Origin of the sequence: Myxococcus sp. CA040A (genome assembly GCF_013336725.1) — a bacterium.
Classification (GTDB): Bacteria; Myxococcota; Myxococcia; order Myxococcales; family Myxococcaceae; genus Myxococcus; species Myxococcus llanfairpwllgwyngyllgogerychwyrndrobwllllantysiliogogogochensis.
Window position 1 is genome coordinate 407,311 of sequence record NZ_JABUMR010000008.1, and the last position, 19,052, is coordinate 426,362.

4 protein-coding genes (1 of these 4 running past the window's edge) are annotated in these 19,052 nt (G+C 71.2%); 3 read left to right on the forward strand and 1 reads right to left on the reverse strand.

The features are described 5' to 3' along the window. Both HUA75_RS34425 and HUA75_RS34430 read left to right on the forward strand, forming a co-directional pair. On the forward strand, positions 1–4,499 hold the 3' portion of the coding sequence (locus HUA75_RS34425; protein ID WP_174488789.1) for a non-ribosomal peptide synthase/polyketide synthase. The gene continues 13,507 nt to the left of window position 1, outside the view; only the last 4,499 of its 18,006 coding nucleotides appear in the window; the start codon falls outside the window, past its left edge; the stop codon is at positions 4,497–4,499. Beyond that, positions 4,492–16,770 carry a non-ribosomal peptide synthetase/type I polyketide synthase gene (locus HUA75_RS34430; protein ID WP_174488790.1) on the forward strand — a complete coding sequence of 4,093 codons (12,279 nt, stop codon included), beginning with the start codon at positions 4,492–4,494 and terminating at the stop codon, positions 16,768–16,770. Before HUA75_RS34425 ends, HUA75_RS34430 begins: the two co-directional genes overlap by 8 nt. Positions 16,771–16,826: 56 nt before the next feature. On the opposite strand, the gene HUA75_RS34435 is transcribed toward HUA75_RS34430, so the two are convergent. After that, entirely contained in the window at positions 16,827–18,134 is a 1,308-nt protein-coding gene (locus HUA75_RS34435) for a nucleotide disphospho-sugar-binding domain-containing protein (protein ID WP_174488791.1), read from the reverse strand. 143 nt (positions 18,135–18,277) lie between these two features. Between HUA75_RS34435 and HUA75_RS34440 the strand changes: the two genes are divergently transcribed. Beyond that, entirely contained in the window at positions 18,278–19,021 is a 744-nt protein-coding gene (locus HUA75_RS34440) for an aspartate/glutamate racemase family protein (RefSeq protein WP_174488792.1), read from the forward strand. Positions 19,022–19,052: the final 31 nt, after the last annotated feature.

The window sequence follows — 19,052 nt, forward strand, 5'->3', positions numbered from 1 at the left end:
ACATCCCCGTGGGCCCGGGTGACCGAGGGGCCGTGATGGCCTCCCCCGCATTCGATGCATCGATGCTGGAGCTCTGGCCCAAGCTCGCGGCCGGAGCGACGCTGGTCATCGTCCCGGACGAGGTGCGCGCCGCGCCCGCCGCACTCGCGCGCTGGATGGCGGACACGGCCATCACCACGGCCTTCTTCACCACGGCGCTCGGGGAGCTGGTCCTGGCCGAGCCTCTCCCGGCGCACCACCGCGTGCGCGTCATCATCGTCGGTGGTGAACAGCTCCGGCGGCGCCCCACCACGGAGACGCCCTACCAGCTCCTGAACGTCTACGGCCCCACCGAAGTGACCGTGCTCGCGACCTGCGATTTCGTGGCGCCAGCCAGTGTCGAGCAGGGGCTCCCCACGATTGGCCGCGCCATCTCCGGGGCCCGCGTGTCCGTCCTCGACGCGCACCTGCGGCCGGTACCGGTCGGCACACCCGGCGAGCTGTTCATCGCGGGCGGTGGCCTCGCACGGGGATACCTGGGCCGGCCGGACCTGACGGCCGAGCGGTTCCTCCCGGATCCACACGGCCCTCCGGGCGCGCGCATGTACCGCTCGGGCGACCGGACGCGCATGCGCGCCGATGGGCGGCTGGAGTTCCTGGGCCGGCTGGACAGCCAGGTGAAGCTCCGTGGGTTCCGCATCGAGCTGGGAGAAATCGAAGCAGCGCTCGGAGCGCACCCGGCCATCAAGGAGGCCGTGGTCACCGTGCACGAGGTGGCGGAGGACCGCCGGCTGGTGGGCTACGTCGTGGGCCGCCAGGAGCTGCCGGAGGCCGCGGAGCTGCGCCGCTGGCTCCTCGAACGGCTGCCCGAATACATGGTGCCCGCGGCGTTCATCCGACTGGAGGCGATGCCACTCGACTCCAACGGCAAGGTCGTGCGCAAGGCCCTGCCCGCTCCCGAAGCGCTGTTCGCCGGGAGCACGGAGGGCTACGTGCCCCCACGGACTCCCACCGAGGAGATCCTCACCGGCCTCTTCTCGCGGGTGCTTGGCGTGGAGCGGGTCGGCATCAAGGACGGCTTCTTCGACCTGGGTGGACACTCCCTGCTGGCCACGCAGCTCGTATCGCGGCTGCGGGCGGCCTTCGGTGTCGAGCTGCCGCTCCGGGTGCTCTTCGAGTCCGCGACTCCCGAGCACCTGGCCGAGCGCGTGGAAGCCCTGGCGCGCAAGGACGCCGGGCCGCAGGTGCCTCCGCTCACGCGAATGCCGCGCGGGGAGCGGCTGCCCCTGTCCTTCGCGCAGCAGCGCCTGTGGTTCCTCGACCGGCTGGAGCCCGGCAGCGCGCTCTACAACCTCTCCCATGCCATGCGGCTGAGCGGGCACCTCGACGTGGAGGCCCTGGAGCACGGCCTCGCGGAGGTGGTGCGCCGCCATGACAGCCTGCGCACGACGTTCGGCATGGATGAGGGGATGCCCTTCCAGGTCGTGGCCTCGGAGTTCCCATCGGTCCTCGAGCGGGTGCGGATGGAAGGCACGCCCGAGGAGCGCGGGGAGGCCGCCCTGCGCAGGTGCGCGGCGGAGGTGCGCCGGCCGTTCGACCTGGCGCGCGGGCCGCTCATCCGAGCCGTGCTGCTCGAACTCTCCGAGGACACGCACGTCCTGATGATGACGATGCACCACATCATCTCGGACGGCTGGTCGGTGGGCGTCTTCGTGCGGGAGATGGCCGCCCTCTACGAGTCCTTCCGGCAGGAGCGCCCATCGCCCCTGGCACCGCTGCCAATCCAGTACGTGGACTACGCGCTCTGGCAACGTCAGTGGCTGGAAGGCGAAGTGCTGACGGCGCAGCTCGGCTACTGGAAGGACCAGCTCGCCGGGGCGCCCCGTGCGCTGGACCTGCCCACGGACCGCGCGCGGCCCCCGGTGCAGACCTACAGCGGCGCGAGCCACCGCATCCGCTGGTCGCCCGATCTGTCCGCACGCGTGAAGGCGGTGAGCCGCCAGGAGGGTGTCACGCCCTTCATGACGCTCCTCGCGGCCTTCCAGTCACTGCTGGGCCGCTACTCCGGGCAGGACGACATCTGCGTGGGCTCACCCATCGCGGGACGTACCCGCGAGGAGACCGAGCAGCTCGTCGGCTTCTTCGTCAACACGCTGGTGCTGCGCACGAGCCTCGCGGGCGACCCGAGCTTCCGCGAGCTGCTCGGCCGCGTGCGGAACGGAACGCTGGGGGCGTATGCCCACCAGGACGTGCCCTTCGAGAAGGTCGTCGAGGCGCTCCAACCCGAGCGCGACCTCAGCCGCTCGCCCCTGTTCCAGGTCATGTTCGCGCTGCAGAACACGGCGGTGCCGGCGCTGGCATTGCCGGAGCTGAAGGTGACACCGCTCGAGCCGGACCTGCCCACCGCGCGCTTCGAGCTCATCCTGACGCTCATGGAGGAGGACGGCGCGCTGACCGGGGCCATCGAGTACAACACGCGGCTGTTCGACGGGGCGACCATCCGCCGGATGGAGGTACACCTCGTCGGCCTGCTCCAGGCGGTGCTGGAGGACGTCGACCGCCAGCCCTCCCGAGTGCCCCTGCTGTCCGACGTGGAGCGCCGCCAGGTGCTGGTGGACTGGAACGCCACGGAGGCGGTGCTTCCGTCGGGGTGCGCGCACGAACTGGTCGCGGCCCAGGCGGCACGAACGCCGGATGCGCTCGCGGTGACGTTCCAGGACCAACGGGTGACCTATCGCGAGCTGGAGCGGAGGGCCAACCAGTTGGCGCACCGGCTGAGGGCGCTGGGCGTGGGTCCCGAGGTGCAGGTGGGCCTGTGCGTGGATCGCTCGGTGGAGCTGGTGGTGGGCATCCTCGCGGTGCTCAAGGCGGGTGGCGCGTACGTGCCGCTCGACCCGGGATACCCGCGTGAGCGTCTGGCGTTCATGCTCGCCGACAGCGGCGTCCGGGTGCTGCTGGTGCAACGGCATCTGGCGGACGGCGTGGCCGCGCCGGGCGTGACGGTGCACGTGCTCGAGCCGGGCGTGGGCGAAGGCGCACCGGAGACGCCACCGGACGTCGCCGTCGACGCCGACAACCTGGCGTACGTCATCTACACGTCGGGCTCGACGGGGCGGCCCAAGGGGACGCTGCTCACGCACCGCGGCCTGAGCAACACGGCGCTCGCGGCGGTGAAGGAGCATGGCTTCCATCCGGGCAGTCGCGTCCTGCAGTTCGCGGCGACGAGCTTCGATGCGTCGGTGTGCGAGATCTTCGCCACGCTGCTGGCGGGAGCCACGCTGTGCCTGGCGCCGCGCGAAGCGCTGCTGCCGGGGCCCCCGCTGCGGGCCGTGCTGACGGACAACGCCATCACCGCGGTCACCCTGACGCCGTCGGTGCTGGCGCAGCTCGAGCCTGAGGGGCTGCCCGCGTTGGAGACGGTGATATCCGCGGGTGAGGCCTGCACGCCGGACGTGGCCCGCCGGTGGAGCCGTGGCAGACGGCTGCTCAACGCCTACGGTCCCACCGAGGTGACCATCTGCGCGTCCATCAACGGCGCGGTGGACCCAGAGCGTCCCACCCTCGGCCGGCCCTTCCCCAACGTGCGGGTGTACGTGCTGGATGCGCGCCTCGTCCCCGCCCCGGTCGGCGTGGCCGGCGAGCTGTACGTCGGCGGACCGGGCGTGGCGCGCGGCTACACGGGCCGGCCGGACCTGACGGCGGAGCGCTTCGTGCCGGATCCCTTTGGCGCGCTGCCAGGCGCGCGCCTGTACCGCACGGGCGACATCGTCCGATGGTGCGCGGACGGCGAGCTCGAATACGTCGGGCGCGCCGACGGACAGGTGAAGCTGCGCGGCTTCCGCATCGAACTCGGAGAGCTGGAGGCGGTCCTGCGCGAGCACCCGGCGGTGAGGGATGCCGCTGTCGTGGCGCGAGATGAAGGCGGCACTCGCCGACTGGTTGCGTACGTCACCGGCGACGGGCCGGGCCTCGAAGTGCCGGGGCTGCGCGGCTATCTCACCGAGCGGCTGCCGCTGTACATGGTCCCCGCCACCTTCGTGGTGCTGGACACCCTGCCCCTGTCGTCGAGCGGCAAGCTCGACCGCAAGGCGCTGCCGCCGCCCGACGCTCGGCACCTGGGCTCGGCGGCCACATACGAAGCGCCGCGGAGCGACGTCGAGCGCACCGTGGCGGGAATCTGGCAGGAGGTCCTCAACGTACCGAGGGTGGGCCTGCACGACGGGTTCTTCGAGCTGGGCGGCAACTCGCTCTCGCTCGTGCAGATCCACGGCAAGCTCCAGAGCGCGCTGGGCGTGGAGTTCCCGCTCGTCGAACTCTTCCAGCACCAGAGCGTGAGCGCGCTCGCCGCGCACCTGCGCCGTGTCGCCGACGCCGCGGCCACGCCCGTGGACACCGCCGCCGAGGAGGAGCGCTTCGATTCCCGAAGGGCCCTGCTCGAGCGGCAGCAAGCCCGGAGGCGAGGACGCGCCGGCCCCACCCCGGCCGACTCGGACGGCAATCCGGAGGATTCCCATGAGTGACGACATGGAGCGGTCCGAGCCTTCTCCGGAGGGCGTGGCGATCATCGCCATGTCCGGCCGCTTCCCCCAGGCCGCGACGCTCGAGCAGTTCTGGGACAACCTTCGCCGTGGCGTCGAGGCGCGCACGGTCTTCACCGACGAGGAGCTGTTGGCCGACGGCGCCGACCCGGCCCGCATCCACCAGCCCGGTTACGTCCGCGCGGGCTTCGTGCTCGAAGACGTGGACCGCTTCGACGCGGGGTTCTTCGACTTCAGCCCGCGCGACGCGGAGGTGCTCGATCCGCAGCACCGCGTCTTCCTGGAGTGCTGCTGGGAGGCGCTCGAGCGCGCCGGGTACGCGAGCCGGGCATACCGAGGGCAGATCTCCGTCTTCGGCGGCGCGGGCGCGTCTTCGTACCTCTACAGCAACCTGCTCTCCCGCCCGGACGTCCTCCAGGGAATGGGGACCTTCCAGGTCACCATCAGCAACGACAAGGATTTCCTCCCGCCACGCATCTCCCACAAGCTGGGGCTGCGCGGCGCGAGCATCGCGGTGCAGACGGCCTGCTCGTCCTCGCTCGTGGCGATCCACCTCGCGTGTCAGAGCCTGCTGACGGGCGAGTCGGACCTCGCGCTGGCGGGTGGCGTGTCCATCGCCCTGCCCCAGCGGACCGGTTACGCCTACCAGGAAGGCGGCGTCGTCTCACCGGACGCGCACTGCAGGACCTTCGACGCGAAGGCCGCCGGCACGGTGCGCGGCTCGGGGGCGGGGGTCGTGGTCCTCAAGCGCCTCGCGGACGCTCTCGCGGACGGTAACCCCATCCTTGCGGTCATCCGTGGTTCGGCGGTCAACAACGACGGCGAGGCACGGCTGGGCTACACCGCCCCGAGCGTCGAGGGGCAGACCGCGGTCGTCTCCGAGGCCCTGGGCATCGCGGGCGTCCCCTCGGAGAGCGTGACGTACGTGGAGGCCCACGGGACGGCCACGCCCCTGGGCGACCCCATCGAGGTCACCGCGCTCACCAAGGCGTTCCGCGCCCGGCTCTCGCAGGGTGCGCGGGCGCGCTGTGCGCTCGGCTCGGTCAAGACCAACATCGGGCACCTCGATGCCGCTGCTGGCGTCGCGGGGCTCATCAAGACGGTCCTCGCCCTCCAGCACCGGGAGCTGCCGCCCTGCCTCCACTTCGAGCAGCCCAACCCGAAGCTCGACCTGGCGAGCGGCCCGTTCTTCGTCAACGACACGCTGCGGCCGTGGGAGAGCGACGGCACGCCGCGCCGGGCCGGCGTGAGTTCGTTCGGCATTGGCGGGACGAACGCGCACGTCATCCTGGAGGAGGCGCCCGCGAGGCCTTCCTCGACGTCCTCCAGCCGCCCGTGGCAGTTGCTCACGCTGTCGGCGCGCACCGTGCCCGCGCTGGAGGCCGCCACCTCGAACCTCCAGACCTGGCTGACGCAGCACCCGGAGGCCGAGTTCGCCCAGGTTGCGCACACGCTGCAGGTGGGGCGCCAGCGGTTCTCGCACCGCCGTGTCCTGGTCTGCCGTGACGCGGAGGATGCTCGCGCCGCGCTGGAGGCGAGAGACCCCCAGCGCCTGCGGACCACCCTCCAGGAGGACTCCACGAGCCCTGTCGTCTTCCTGTTCCCCGGCCAGGGTGCGCAGTACGTGGGCATGGGGCAGGAGCTGCACGCGTCGGAGCCCGTCTTTCGCAAGCATGTGGATGACTGCTGCACCCGCCTGAAGTCCCTGCTCGGCTTCGACCTGCGCGAGGTGCTGTTCCCACCGTCCGACGTGGCCCCCTCGGCCGCGGAGGCTCGGCTCACCCAGACGGCGGTGACCCAGCCGGCGCTCTTCGTCATCGAGTACGCCCTGGCGAAGCTGTGGATGTCGCTGGGCGTGACGCCGCAGGCGATGCTCGGTCACAGCATTGGCGAGTACGTCGCCGCGTGCATCGCGGGAGTGCTGACGCTCGACGACGCGCTCGCGTTGGTGACAGCGCGCGGCCAGCTCATGCAGTCGCTCCCCTCGGGCGCGATGCTCTCGGTCGCGCTCCCCGAGGCCGAGCTGCGGCCCCTGCTCGGCCCCGCGCTGTCGCTCGCCGCGGTCAACGGGCCCGCGCTCTGCGTGGCCTCGGGCCCCACGGAGATGGTGGAGGCGCTGGAGGCGGTGCTCACCCGGCGGAAGGTCGAGTTCCGCCGGCTGCACACGTCGCACGCCTTCCACTCGGCGATGATGGACCCCATCCTGGAGGCCTTCGCCGCGAAGGTCCGTGGTGTGCGGCTGTCGCGGCCTCGCCGTCCCTACGTCTCCAACCTGACCGGCACCTGGATCACCGAGAAGGAGGCCACGGACCCAGGCTACTGGGTGGAGCACCTGCGCCAGGCCGTGCGCTTCGCCGACGGAGCGAAGCTGCTGCTCGAGGACACGGCGAACGTGTTCCTGGAGGTCGGTCCTGGCACGACGCTCGGCGCGCTGGTGAGGCAGGCGGCACGATCGCCAGGGCCGAGCACCATCCTGTCCACCCTGCGGCACCCGCGTGAGTCTGTCTCCGATCGGACGCGCCTGTTGGAGACGGTGGGCCAGCTGTGGCTCGCCGGCGCGGCGCTCGACTTGAACGGGCTCCAGCCCGCGGAGCACCGTCGCCGGCTGTCCCTGCCCACCTACCCGTTCCAGCGCGAGCGCTACTGGATTGAACCGCGCGCCGGTGCCGGGCTCACCCAGGCGCGAGCGGTGACAGGACCGGGGCTCGTGCGCAAGCAGGGCTCGCTGGCCGACTGGTTCTACGTCCCGGGCTGGAAGCACGCGGTGCGGCTCGGCTTGAGCATGGCGGCGACACGCTGGCTGGTGATGCTCGATGAGCGCCTCGGTCCCGCGCTGGCCGACCGCCTGGAGGCCACGGGCGGGGACGTCGTGAGGGTGGCCACGACGGACGCCTACGGCCGCCAGGGACCTCGCCGCTTCACCGTGGCCGAGGGGCAGCCTGAGGGCTACACGCGCCTGCTCGCGGAGCTCGACGCGGAAGGATGGAGGCCCGAGCGGGTCGTCCACCTGGGGAGCGTCGCCGGGGCCTCGCTGGACGAGGCGTCCGCGGTGGACCGGGCGGTGAACGGGTTCCACGACCTGCTCCATCTGGCGAGCGCACTGCACACGCGGAAGGCAGCGCCGGCTGTCGAACTCATCGTGGTCACCGCCGGTGCCCAGGACGTCACGGGAGAGGAGTCCCTGTGTCCGGCGAGCGCGCTCCTCGTGGGGGCATGCAAGGTCCTGCCGCAGGAGCTGTCCCCCGCCCTGCACGTGCGCACAATCGACGTCGCCCCGGCGGAGGTGGGTGGAGAGCGGCTCACGCGCCTGTTGGTGGACGAGCTCCGCGTGGAAACGGCCGAGCCGGTCATCGCGTACCGGGGTGGACGCCGCTGGGCGGAGACCTACGAGCGCGCGCGCCCGCAAGAGGGGGGACAGGGGCGGCTGCGTGAGCGCGGTGTCTACCTCATCACGGGTGGGCTCGGGCGCATCGGACTGGCGCTGGCCGAGGAACTCGCGACGTCGTTCCAGGCGCGGTTGGTGTTCGTGGGCAGGTCAGCGTTTCCCGCGCGCGAAGCGTGGGAGGCGTGGCTGGCTTCCCATGGCTCGAACGACGAAACGTCGCGGCGCATCCGCCAACTGCTCGTCATCGAGCAGCGCGGTGGCGAAGTCCTTGTGCTCCGCGCGGACATCTCCCGCCCGGAGGAAGTCGCGGAGGTCCTCGCGCGAACCGAGGCGCGCTTCGGAGCCCTCCACGGGGTGATCCACTCGGCGGGAAGCCTGGGTGAGCGGGCCCACGTCCCGGTCCTGGACCCTGGTGACGCGCGGCATGCGGAGCAATTCGACGCGAAGGTGCGCGGAGTCCTGGCGCTCGAACGCGCGCTGCGGGGCCGCGCGCTGGACTTCGTGCTGCTGCAATCCTCCCTGGCGGCGGTGCTGGGGGGAATCGGGTTCGCGGCCTATGCGGCGGCAAACCTGTTCATGGACGCCTTCGCTGCCCGCCAGAACCGGAGCGAGTCCACGTCCTGGCTCAGCGTGGACTGGGATGGCTGGGGCGACGAGGAGACGCTCGACGAGGGGATGCTGGCGCTCACGATGGCCGAGGGCGTCGCCGCGTTCCAGAGCGTGCTCCGCGGCGACGTTCCGCGCTGGGTCGTATCGACCGGAGACCTCTCCGCGCGGTTGGCCACCTGGGTCCAGCCGGTGGCGGCGCGTGGGGACGCGGCGAGCGCGGTGTCGTCGCATGCGCGCCCCCAACTCGCGACCGGCTACGTGGCCCCTCGCGACGCATTGGAACAGGAGCTGGCGGCGATGTGGCAGGAGCTCCTCGGCGTGACCCCGGTGGGCCGCCACGACAGCTTCTTCGATCTCGGTGGGCACTCGCTGCTCGGGACGCAGTTGCTGTCGCGCCTGCGAGAGACCTACCGGGTCGAGCTGCCGATCCGGACGTTGTTCGAGACCCCGACGGTCGCCGGCCTCGCGGAGGCGATCACCCAAAGCCGGAGCGGGCCCGAGACGCGCCCAGATCCCGCGCCCACGACAGCGAGCGCCACACCGTCCCGCGCCCCACTGTCCTTCGCCCAGCAGCGCCTCTGGTTCTGGGAGCGCCTGGAGCCGGGCACGTCCGTCTACAACATCCACACGGCGCTCCAGTGTGACGGTGACCTCGACGTGGGCGCCCTGGGGCGGAGCCTCGATGCACTGGCGGCGCGCCACGAGGCGCTCAGGACCACCTTCGTCGAGGAGGGGGACCAGGTCGTCCAGGTGATCGCCCGCCGGCTCGACCTGGAGGTACCCGTCACCGACCTGCGCGATCGCTCCGACGACACGCGCGCGGACGAGGCACGCCGCGTCGCGGAGGAAGAGGGACGCCGGCCCTTCGACCTGGAGAAGGGACCGCTCCTGCGCGCCCGACTCATCAAGCTGGCCGCGCGCGAGCACGTCGTCACCCTCACGGTGCACCACAGCATCTTCGACGCGTGGTCACTCGGCCTGCTCATCCGTGAGCTGGCGGAGCTCTACACGGCCTTCGCGGCCGGGCGGCGGCCCCGCCTGCCCGAGCTCACCATGCAGTACGCGGACTTCGCCCGCTGGCAGCGGGAGCGGCTCCAGGGCGACGTGCTCGAAGCGGAGCTCGCGCACTGGCGCACGCGGCTCGAGGGAGCCCCACCGGCGCTGGAGCTGCCGACGGATCGCCCCCGGCCAGCGACGCCGTCATACGACGGGGCGAGTCATCCGCTGGACCTCCCTCGTGAGCTCACGGACGGGCTGAAGGAGCTGGGCCGGCGCGAGGGCGCCACGCTCTTCATGGTCCTGCTCGCGGGCTTCCAAGCGGTCCTGGCCCGTCACTCGGGGCAGGACGACATCGTCGTGGGCACACCCATCGCCGGGCGCAACCGCGTCGAGCTCGAGAGCATCGTCGGCTTCTTCATCAACACGCTCGCCCTGCGTACGCGCCTGTCGGGCAACCCCACGTTCCGCGAGCTCGTGGGTCGGGTGCGCGAGGTGACGCTGGCGGCCTACGCCCACCAGGACATCCCCTTCGACAAGTTGGTGGAAGCCCTGGCGCCGCCGCGCGACCGCAGCCGCTCGCCGCTGTTCCAGGTCCTGCTCATCCTGCAGAACGCGCCGGTTCCAGAGCTGGCCCTTCCCGGGGGACTCAAGCTGCGCCCTGTCGGCGCGCCGGAAGAGCCGGCCAGGTTCGACCTCAGCCTGTCCTTCACGGAGACCGCCAGCGGGTTGCAGGGGACGTTGCGGTACGCCACGGCGCTGTTCGACGCGAACACCGCGCGGCGCCTGCTCGGCCACCTGCGCATGTTCCTCGAGGCCGCGGCAACCAACCCCGACCAGCGGCTGGACGCCGTATCGCTCCTGTCCGCGGACGAGCAGCGTGAACTCGCGCACCTGGAGTCGGGCCGGCGTGAGCGACCTTCGCCCCGGTCCATCCTCGAGCGCTTCCGAGCGTGGGTGGACCACACGCCGGCGGCGCCCGCCGCGCTCATGGGCGAGCGCACCGTTCGCTACGACGCCCTCGCCCTCCGCGCCCACGTCGTGGCCCGCGAGCTGGCGCGGCACGGGGTCCGACGAGGGACGCCGGTCGCCGTCTTCCTCCCCCGCTCCCCCGAGCTGCTCGCCACATTGCTCGGCGTCCTCGAAGTCGGCGGCGCGTATGTGCCGCTCGATCCGGGCTACCCGGCGGAGCGCGTGGCCTACATGCTGGGCGACGCGCGCCCCCGGGTCGTCGTCACGGATGGGACTCGGCGTGAGCAACTCCCGGAAGCGTGGCGGGAAGGCGCGGTCCTCGTCGAGTCGCTCACCGATTCACCGGGAGCGTCGCCGCGTCCGGCCGACCTCCAGGGCGATGACGTGTCGCATCTGGTCTACACGTCCGGCTCCACTGGCATGCCCAAGGGCATCATCGGCCACCACGCGGGCATCCTGAACTACGTCGACTACCTGGAGCGCACCTATCGGCCCGGCCCGGGTGACGTCGCGCTGCAGCTCGCCTCGGCATCCTTCGACGCCTCGCTGCGCGACATGCTGGCGCCGGTGTTGATGGGCACGCCCGTCGTCTTCGCCGACGGCGATCGCGGGCGAGATCCCGAGGAACTGCTCGCGGCCATCGAGCGCTACCGCGTCACGCTGCTGCCGAGCGTGGTGCCCAGCCTGCTCCGGCTGCTCCTGGCGGCGGCGGGGACCCGGCCGCGCGAGCTGGGAACGGTCCGGCTGATCCTCTGCAGTGGCGAGCGGCTCCTCGCGACGGACGTGGAGCGGGCGCGCGCGGTGTTCGGTGCGCACGTGCGAATCGTCAACCAGTACGGCCCCACCGAGTGCACGCTGACGAGCACGTTCCACATCGCCACGCCCCAGGACCTCGTGGGCGTGGTGCCCGCGGGGCGGCCCATCGACAACGCCGAGGTGGTCCTGCTCGATGCCCGCGGCGAGCGTGTGCCCGCCGGGGTCGTCGGCCACATCCACATCGGCGGCAACGGCGTGACGCATGGCTTCCTCGGGCGGCCCGACCTCACCGCCGAGCGCTTCGTGCCGCACCCGGACGGGAACCGGCCCGGGGCCCGCCTCTACGCGACGGGCGACTACGGGCGCTGGCGCGCTGACGGTGCGCTCGAGTTCGTCGGCAGGCGCGACGACCAGGTGAAGGTGCGTGGCAACCGGGTGGAGCTGGGCGAGATTGAATCCAACCTGACGCGCTGTCCGGGAGTGGGCGCGGCCGTGGTCCTCGCTGTTCCCGAGCAGGACGGTGACACGAGGCTGGTCGCCTGCATCGTCGCCAGCGACGCGGGGGCTCCGAGTGATATCGAGCTGACCACGTTCCTCGCGGCCCGCCTGCCCGAGCCGATGCTCCCCTCCGCGTACGTGCTCCTCGATGTGCTGCCACGCACGCCGAACGGCAAGGCGGACCGGGCGGCGCTCATGTCCGCGGCGACCGCCGCCCGGCGGCGCGGTGGGGCCGACAGCGGGGCTCCTTCCGTGGCGCCGCGGACACCGACCCAGGAGATTGTCGCCGGACTCTGGGCCCAGCTCCTGTCGGTGGAGCGCGTGGGGATTCACGACAGCTTCTTCGACCTGGGCGGGCACTCGCTGCTGGCCACCCAGGCCGTGTCGCGCGTGCGTGTGGCCCTGGGAGTCGAAGTCCCACTGCGTGAGCTGTTCACACACCCCACCGTGGAGGCGCTGTCCGCGCGCATCGACGAGCTCGCGATGAGCAGGCAGTCGGCCAGGGGCAGGCCGCCGCTCGTGCCCGCCCCGCGCACGCAAGGGCTGCCGTTGTCCTTCGCGCAGAAGCGCCTCTGGGTGGTGGATCGACTGCGGCCCGGCGACCCGGCCTACAACATCTCGGGGGCCATCCGGGTTCGTGGGGCGCTCGACGCCGACGTGCTCGAGCGCTGCGTCGCGGAGATCGTGCGGCGCCACGAGAGCCTGCGCACGACCTTCGAGTTCGTGGGAGAGGAGCCGGTGCAGCGCATCGCCACCGAGCTCGAGGTGCCGCTGGGGCGCGTGGACCTGTCGGACTTCCCCGAGCCCGAGCGCGAAGACCTGGTCGCCCGGCTCGTCGCCAAGGAGACGGGGTGGTCTTTCGCCCTGGCCCAAGGCCCGCTGCTACGCCTCTCGCTGCTGCGACTGTCCGAGGCGGAGCACGTGCTGGTGTTCGCGATGCATCACATCATCTCGGACGGCTGGTCGCGCGGAATCCTCGTCCGGGACCTCATGGCGCTCTATGTCGCCTTCGTCGCGGATCAGCCTTCGCCCCTGCCGAAGCCGGTGCTGCAGTACGCCGACTTCGCGCACTGGCAGCGGAGCTGGCTGCGGGACGAGGTGCTGGAGGCCCAGCTCGCGTACTGGCGGCGTCGGCTCGCGGGCGTGCCACCGGTGCTGGCCCTGCCCACGGACCGTCCGCGTCCGGTGGCGCAGAGCCTGCGGGGCGCCCACTACCGGGCCACGCTACCGCCGCCTCTCGTGGAGGCGTTGAAGCGGCTGGGCCGGACGGAGGGGGTCACGCTGTTCATGACCCTCATGGCCGGTTTCCAGGCGTTGCTCTCGCGCTACACGGGGCAGGAAGACCTCACCGTGGGGACCGACGTCGCCGGCCGCAACAACGCCGACCTGGAGGGGCTCATCGGGTTCTTCGTGAACCAGCTCGTCATCCGCGGGCAGCTCGACGGCAACCCCACGTTCCGCGCGCTCCTGACGCGCGTGCGTGACACGGCGCTGGAGGCGTACGCGAACCAGGACCTGCCCTTCGAGGAACTCGTCCGAGCGGTCAACCCCGAGCGGAGTCTGGGCCATACGCCGCTGTTCCAGGTCAAGCTGGCGCTGCAGAACCAGCCGTTCACGGAGCTCCAGCTCCCGGGCCTGAGTCTGAGCGGCGTGGCGTTCGAGAACGCGTCGTCCAAGTTCGACCTCACGCTCGTCCTGGAGGAGTTCGAGGGCAGCCTCGTCGGGCTGTGGGAGTTCAGCACCGACCTCTTCGACGAGGCGACGATCGCGCGCATGGCCGCGGCCTACCAGCGGGTGCTGGAGGCGGTGGTCACCGCGCCGGACCTGCGGCTGTCCTCCCTGCCCGTCCTCGCCGACGAAGAGCGCCACCGGCTGCTCGTCGAGTGGAACGCGACGGACGCCGAAATCCCAGTGGACCGATGCGCGCACCACCTCTTCGAGGAGCAGGCGCGCCGCACACCGGAAGCGTCGGCGGTGTCCTTCCAGGGGCACGCGCTCACGTACGGGGAGCTGGACCGCCGGGCCAACCAGCTCGCGCACCACCTGCGTGGGCTCGGCGTCGGGCCCGAGCTGCGCGTCGGCGTTTGCCTGGAACGTTCGCTGGAGCTGGTGGTGGCCCTCCTCGGAGTACTGAAGGCGGGGGGCAGCTTCGTCCCGTTGGATCCTGGCTACCCCACGGGGCGGCTCTCCCTGCTGCTGCGGGAGTCCGCCGTGTCGGTGCTGCTCACGCAGGACGCGGTCCTCGACGAGCTGCCCCTCCGCTCGGAGCTACCGGTCTGCCTGGACTCGGATTGGACGGACATCGCCCGCCACCCCACGAGCGCGCCGTCGGTCGACGTGGCGCCGGAGAACCTGGCCTACGTCATCTTCACCTCGGGCTCCACGGGCCAGCCCAAGGGCGTCCTGCTCGCTCATCGGGGCCTGTGCAACACCGCGCTGGCCCAGGTGGCGGCCTTCGACATCGCGCCCGGGAGTCGGGTGCTCCAGGCCGCCGCGCTCGGCTTCGACGCGTCTGTCTCCGAGGTCTTCGCCACCCTGCTGGGCGGCGGCTGCCTCCATCTGCCCCTCCGTGACGAGCTGATGCCCGGTGCGCCCCTGCGCGATCTGATTCAGCGGGAGGCCATCACCACCGTGACGCTCACGCCGCCGGTGCTCGCGCAGTTGGAGCCGCGAGCGCTGGACACGTTGCGGGTGGTGATCTCCGCGGGCGATGCGTGCACGCCGGAGCTCGCCGCGCGGTGGAAGCCGGGCCGGCGATTCCTCAACGCCTACGGCCCGACCGAAGTGACGGTGTGCGCGAGCATCAGCCCTGACGTGAAGGTCGAGCGGCCGAGCATTGGCCGGCCGCTCCCGAACGTGCGGCTCTACGTCCTCGACCCCCACCTCCAACCGGTTCCCCTGGGGAGCACCGGCGAGCTGTATGTGGGTGGCGTGGGACTGGCGCGTGGGTATCTGGAGCGCCCGGACCTCACCGCCGAACGGTTCATCCCGTCCCCCTTCGCGCTCACGCCCGGTGAGCGGCTGTACCGGACGGGAGATCTCGTGCGCGCCCTGCCGTCGGGCGAGTTCGAGTTCTCGGGCCGCGTCGACAACCAGGTGAAGGTCCGCGGCTTCCGCGTCGAGCTGGGGGAGGTCGAGGCGGTGCTCGGGCAGGCCCCCGGGGTGCACGAGGCCGTCGTCGTGGCCGGTGCCGACGCGGCGGGAGGCAAGCGGCTCGTGGCCTACTTCGTCGCCCGGGAGGACACGCGGCTCGCCGTCGAGGACCTCCGTGCGTTTCTGCGCGACAGGCTCCCCGACTACATGGTGCCGTCCGCGTGGGTGCTCCTCACGGCCCTGCCGCTGACGCCCCACGGAAAGGTCGACGCCAAGGCGCTCCCTGCTCCCGAGGCGGCGCCCGGCACTGATGATGCCCGCCAGCGCACCCCGCCCCGCACGCCCACCGAGGAGCTCATCGCCGAGGTGTGGGCCGACGTCCTTCAGTGCGGGCCCGTGGGCATCGACGATGACTTCTTCGAACTGGGCGGACACTCGCTCATGGCCACCCAGGTGACCACGCGCGTGGGCGGAGTCTTCGGCCTGGAGCTGTCGCTGACCGACTTCTTCGCGAAGCCCACCGTGGCGGCGCTCGCCACGCATATCGACTCACTCGGAGGCACGTCCGGGCCGCGCGTCCCGCCAGTCGTTGCCACGCCACCGTGCGAGGTGCTGCCCCTCTCGCCGCGCCAGCAGGTCTACTGGTCGGACGAGGAGAAGGGGCCCGAGGACCTCGCGAACTCCTCCCCGGCGGCGTTCCGCCTGGACGGCCCGCTCGACACGGAAGCACTGCGGGAAGGCTTCGACCTGCTCGTCCGGCGCCACGAGATCCTCCGCACGAGCTTCCCCTTCATCGACGGCACTCCGATGCAGCGGATTGCCTCGCAGGGGGAAGCACGGCTCCAGGTGGTCGAGCTCGGCGACCTGCCGGAGCAACAGCGCCAGGCGGAGCTCATGCGGCGTATCGACGAGGAGCAGCACCGCCCGTTCACCGTCGCCCAGGGACCGCTGCTCCGCGCCTGGGTGTTCCGCCTCACCGCCGACACGCACGTCCTGCTCCTCAACCAGCACCACGCGATCACCGACTACGTCTCCACGTCCCTCTTCATGGGCGAGCTGGCGGAGGTCTACGCCGCGCTCCGTGAAGGGCTGCCGCCGCGGCTCCCCGAGCCCGCGCTGCAGTACCGCGACGTCACCCGCTGGGAACACGACTGGCTGCGCGGGGGAGCGCTGGAACAGCTGCGCGCCTACTGGTCCCTGAAGCTCGCCAGTCCAGTCCTGGAGGTGGCGCTTCCCTACCGGCGCCCGCGCCAGCGGCACGAGGGCATCGTGAGCAGCCTCCAGCCGTTCCTACTCTCACCCGAGCTCTCCAGGGCAACCCGGGCGCTCTGCCGCAAGGAGGGCGTGACGCCGTTCGTGCTGATGCTCGCGGCATTCCAGGTGGTCCTGTCGCGCTGCGCCGGGCAGGAGGACATCGCGGTCGGCTTCTCGCACGCCAACCGCCAGCGCATGGAACTGGAGAAGGTCCTGGGGATGTTCGCCGGTTACATGGTGTTGCGGACGGACCTGTCGGGTGACCCGAGCTTCCTCGAGGTCCTCCGGCGGGCTCGCTCGACGTACCTGGAGGCGTTCCAGCACCAGGGGCTTCCGCATACCGAACTGGTCAAGCTGATGCCGCCCCCGTGGCAGGTCGGCTTCTCGTTCACCCGCGTGGATCGCGCACAAGCCACCTCCGTGGCCGGGCTGTCGGTGTCCCCTCTCCCCCTCCATCGCACCCGGTCCCTGACGGACCTCAAGCTGAACATCGTCGAGGCACCGGAAGGACTGGGCGGCACCTTCGAGTACAAGGCCGACCTGTTCGAGCACGAGAGCATCGAGGCGATGCAGGACGACTTCCAGGCCCTGCTCGAGTTCATCGTCGCGGCCCCCGACCAGCGCCTGTCCGAGCTTCCGCGACGCACGCACGCCCTGGGCCTCGCCCATGGAAGGCACGAGACGGCGTGAGGATGCGAATGAGCCCGACCAGGTCCGCGAGCGGACGCAGTGAGCGCGCGAAAGGCCTACGCCAGGCGGCGGCGCTCACCCACCGAGGCAGAGCGGCGCGCGAGGAACTCCTCGATGGGGCCCACGGCCCCCCGTGCGCTCTCGGCCTGGACGAAGTGGACCCGCAACTGATCGCAGGCCTTCTTGTACGCGGGGTTCTGGAGGACGTCGTCGAGGGCCTCGAGCAGCCGGTCGGCGGTGAACTCTGGAGGTGGGATGGTGCGTCCCACCCCATGAAGTTCAATCAACCGGCCGATGTCGGGCTGATCGAACTGGAGTGGAATGGAGACCATGGGCACGCCGAAGGTGATGCACTCCTTCACGCTGTTCGTCCCGGCATGGTTGACCATCACCGCCGCCTTCCGGAGCAGGCCCAACTGCGGCGCCACCTTCACGGCGATCACGCCGGGCGGCACGTCGAACATCGCGGGCTCCATCGTGGAGCCCACCACCATGACGAACTGAAGCTCCGGGCGGCGGGCGGCCGCGAGGAAGGCCTCCTGGAGGATGCGCAGGTTGTGCTTCGAGGTCGCGGCGAGCGTCCCGAGTGCGAAGAGGACCAGCGGTCGGTTCTCGCGCAGGCGCTCCCAGGGAAACTCGGGCTCGCGGCGTTCATGGTCGATGCACGGCTCGATGTAGCAATACTCCCCGGGGGTGCTGCGCACCCGCACCTCGGCGAACTCCTTGGGGCAGAGGAGCAGCTCGGGCGAGAGGCTCCGGTCGAGCATCGGAACGGTCTTGATGTTCTTCAGCGGGTAGCGGTGCTTGCGCGCCAACGCCAGCAGGGTCGGACGAAGGCGGGGAAAGAGCCCCAGCGCCATGAGGAGTCGCTCACCCGGCATCGCGGCGCCACGCCCCGGTCCCCGCGAGGCCCCCTCCGGGCGTGGAATGAACTCCGGGGGAATCGTCACGTTCATCTGCAGGACGGGGACGTCGAGCCCGTGCCCGATGATTGCGAGGTGCCGGAGCTTCTCGTCGCAGATGAGGAGGTCCGGTCGAAGCGGGGCCAGGAGGGCATCGACCTCCCCCTCGACCATCCGACGCAGCGCTTCGTTGAAGCAACGGGCCTGGGTGCGCAGGAACCACAGCAGGCGCAGGCCCTTCAGCCGCGCCGCGGTCGCTCGCAGCTCGGTGAGCTTCCCCTTGGGGAAGACGTCCCCGAACAGGGGCGTGAACTCGAACCCCTCGGCACGCACCTCGTCCTCTATCTCCAGGATGCCCAGGTAGATGACCCGGTGACCGCCGCGCTGGAGCGACCGCGCGATCCGCAAGCTGGGATTGACGTGGCCCGGAACAGGCAGCGGCGCGAGGAGGATGGTGGCCATCTGAATCCTTCGAGGAGGTCGATCTGGATCGAACGGATTGTAGAATGGTTTTTCGTGGATTATTGTTCAAACCTGCAAGATTAGACATCCGGTGAGACGAGACCTTGGATAGCCTTGGGCTGCCGCCTGCCGCGCGGACGAACATGTGGGACGCGGTCCCGGCGCCGAGCGAGCTCCTGGGCATCGTGGGGGGCCTCGGGCCCCTGGCGTCGGCCGAGTTCCTGAAGACCATCTACGAGGAGAACCCGTTCGAGGTGGAGCAGTCGGGGCCGGCCTGTGTCCTGCTGTCGGACCCGAACGTGCCGGATCGCACCCAGGCGATCATCCAGGGCCAGGAGGCGTTGGTGGCGCGATGGCTCGAGGGCGCGTTGATGCGCCTGCGGGACATGGGTGCGCGGCGCATGGTGATCGCCTGCATCACGATGCACCACTTCCTCGAACACATCCCCGCGCCGCTGCGCGACCTCACCGTGTCGCTCGTGGATCTCACCCTCGACGAGGTGAGCGCGGAGGGGAAGCGCTGGCTGATTCTCTCCAGCCAGGGGACCCGCGCGGCGCGCGTCTTCGAGCGCAGCGAGCGCTGGCGTGCGGCGGAGCCCCACCTGACCTGGACGAGCCCCGCGGAGCAGGTCGAACTCCACGACGCCATCTACCGGCTCAAGCGACACGGCGACGTCACCGAGGCGGCGGTCCTGTGCGAGCGGCTGGTCCGGGCCCATGGCGTGGACGGCTTCATCGCGGGCTGCACCGAGCTTCACCTCGTCACCCGGTACATGCGCACCCGCCCCCCACAGGAGCGCCTGCGGAACATCGACCCGCTCTACCTGGTGGCGAACCGCATGCCCGCGCTCGTCACGCACCGGTACGCCCTCAAGCGCAGCGCGTAGAGGCTTGGGCGCGAGTGCCTGGAGACTCCCT